Source organism: Sphingobium sp. BHU LFT2 (assembly GCF_018604485.1).
Lineage (GTDB): Bacteria > Pseudomonadota > Alphaproteobacteria > Sphingomonadales > Sphingomonadaceae > Sphingobium > Sphingobium yanoikuyae_A.
In genome coordinates this window covers 1-2,505 of the sequence record NZ_JAFCGW010000054.1, presented here as the reverse complement: position 1 = coordinate 2,505, position 2,505 = coordinate 1, and the positions used below count along the sequence as shown (strand labels likewise).

The following is a 2,505-nucleotide window of genomic DNA, read 5'->3' as shown; positions in this document are numbered from 1 at the left end:
CCGGTCTGCGGATCGATCCCGGCCATGCCATAGGTCGGCGCGCGCAGGCCGTAGCGGGCATCGCTGCCCTGCACCCGCAGCGCCGGCAGTCCGCCACGTCCCTGACCATAGACTAATGTCTCTGGCGTGAAGCCGGGCGCCTGCTCGCGCACGCGGGCGACGATCTGCGCCGGCGTCAGCGTGGCGGGCGGCGGTCCCTCGGCCGGGGCCGACAGGCTGGGCCGCGCCCGCTCCGCGCCGCCGCCAAAGGCCAGCCCCTGCGCACCGTAAAATTGGTCGTGGAAGGCGAAGACGACAGCGGTCAGCGCCATGATGATGTGGAAGGGCAGGCTGAACAGGCCCAGCACATTATGCACGTCGAGCCACATGCGCTTGACATTCCTGCCGATGCGCAGCGCGAACAGGTCGCTGACCAGGCTGGGCAGCAGCACGACCAGCCCCGACACCAGAGCGATGGTGTAGAGTAGCGCGATCGCGCCCATGATCGGCATGGAAATCTCATGATCGAAGGGCAGGCCGACCTGCTGGTGCAACACGTCGATCAACTGCGCGACCTCGGAGGGCCCCCGGCTTTCAACCTGCAGCGCGCCGTCCGGCGCCAGCGAGGCGTAATAGCGTTGACCGCCGCCATGCTCGTCCGCTTCGCCACGCACCATCCATGTCATTCGGGCCGGATGAGTGGCATCGATGACGAGGTTGATGTCATAGCCCTTTGCCGCCTGCGGATGGGTGGCCAGAACCTTGGCGACCAGTTCCGGCGTCCGCTCCAGCGAAGGGGGCGGCGCCAGCGTCGGCGGGGGCGAGGCCCAGCGCTGCAAGGGCAACTCGAACATGGTCAGTGCCCCAGCATAGAAGGCGATGAACAGGCACAGGCCGGAAATGATGCCGACCCAGCCATGCACTTCCTTGTACATCTTCACGACGTCGGTCGGCAGTTTCACGGCCGCAGCCCTCCCATCAGCAGCACCGGCATCCAGACCAGCAGATTGGCGGCGACAAGCCACAGCCAGGCGCGCAGGCCCGAACGAAACAGGAAGCAGAAACTCAGCGTCAACGCCCAGACCGGCGACATCAGCCACATGGCGAACTGCCCCTTGGTGGAGAAATAGCCCTCCCCCACATCCATCAGTTCGCGAAACAGGCCGGCGCAGCCGAGCGCCAGCGTAAAGCCCAGGATGAAGGCCGCCGATACCTTGCCGAACCAGTCACGGCTGGACAGCGGCCGGCGCGATCCGATCCGGCTCATCGCTTGCCCTCCGGCGCGCCACGCCGCCAGGCGATGATGACGGGCACTACCGACCAGATCGTCATCACCAGCGTCAGGACGATGAAGATCGCCGTCGCCACCCCGGCCCAGCGAAGCAACAGGCCGGTGCCGACGATCAGCAACGCCACGCCGCCCCACCCGGCCAGGCGAGGCGGACAGGGCAGTCGTCCCATCTGTTGATGCGGCGCCGCCAGATAGAGCAGCATCGCCGCCACACAGGCGAGCAACCCGCCAAGGATTGCAAGAATCATTTCGATTCCGTTTCAAATGCCATGGTGATGCCGTCCGTCATCATCGCCATCATTGTCGATCCATGACTATGCCCTGGCAGCAGCCGGAACTGCGCATCGACCCCATGGTCGTGAAAAGGGCCGCTACCCTGTCACCTTCGCTGTCACCCTTGGTCGGGCCGCCCTCCCGGTCGCCACTGGCGGCCAGCAGCTTGCTGCCCGGCGTAGGCGCCATGGCTTCGACCTCCCGCGCGACCAGTCCATTGCCGAACCAGAAGGACGGGCTGACCGCGACATAACGGCTGAAGGGCGCGCCCTTGGCCAGCGCATGCAGTGCCAGCAACCCGCCAAAGCTGTGGCCCATCAGCGTCTCCCGGCTGGCATCGATCTTCCAGCGCGCCGCGATCTGGGGCCGGACCTGCTGCTCGATGAAGCGCAGAAAGGCGTCGGCGCCGCCGGTCGGCAGGCCACTGGCCGGCGCCCCGGCGGGAATGGCATAGCCCGGCGCCGCCGGCGTATAATCGAACACCCTTCGCGCCAGCGGCCCGGAATCGATCGCGACGATCAGCCCCGGTCCGATCCCCGATCGCGCGCCGGCGCGCGCCAGTCGACGCGCGGTGGTCGCGGCGATCGGGAAATTATCCTCGCCATCCAGCATCCACAGCAGCGGCCATCCGTCGGCGGGTGGCTCGCCCTCCGGCCAGGCGACCAGCACCCGATAGGCATGGCCATCGGGCGACCTAATGGTCAGCACGTCGGATCGCTCCAATTGCCATGGCGCCGCCACCGCGGGCGATGACGCCACGCCCGGCGCCATCGTCAGCAGGCCAAGCGCCGCAAGGGCCGACAGCCGCCTCACCAGTTGAACTGCAGGCGGGCGGTGAGGCTGCGGCCCTGGCCATAATAACAGGCGGAAACCGCGCTGCAGGTCGCGACATAGCGCTTGTCGGCGATGTTGCGGCCGTTGATCGAGAAGGTCATGCCCTCCAGTGCGTCCGACGCCTTGCC

General features: G+C 67.2%; 4 protein-coding genes. All 4 read right to left on the bottom strand.

The features are described 5' to 3' along the window. Positions 1-941: PepSY-associated TM helix domain-containing protein (locus JQK15_RS26335; RefSeq protein WP_214869587.1), on the bottom strand; the 941-nt coding region annotated here is incomplete at its 3' end. Next, entirely contained in the window at positions 938-1,246 is a 309-nt protein-coding gene (locus tag JQK15_RS26330; RefSeq protein ID WP_214869584.1) for a hypothetical protein, read from the bottom strand. The genes JQK15_RS26330 and JQK15_RS26335, both read right to left, overlap by 4 nt. After that, complete coding sequence (locus JQK15_RS26325; protein ID WP_214869582.1) at positions 1,243-1,518, bottom strand: hypothetical protein; 276 nt, start codon at positions 1,516-1,518, stop codon at positions 1,243-1,245. Before JQK15_RS26325 ends, JQK15_RS26330 begins: the two co-directional genes overlap by 4 nt. 49 nt (positions 1,519-1,567) lie before the next feature. Beyond that, positions 1,568-2,356, bottom strand: coding sequence for an alpha/beta hydrolase (locus JQK15_RS26320; RefSeq protein ID WP_214869579.1), 789 nt, complete (start codon positions 2,354-2,356; stop codon positions 1,568-1,570). Positions 2,357-2,505 lie beyond the last annotated feature (149 nt).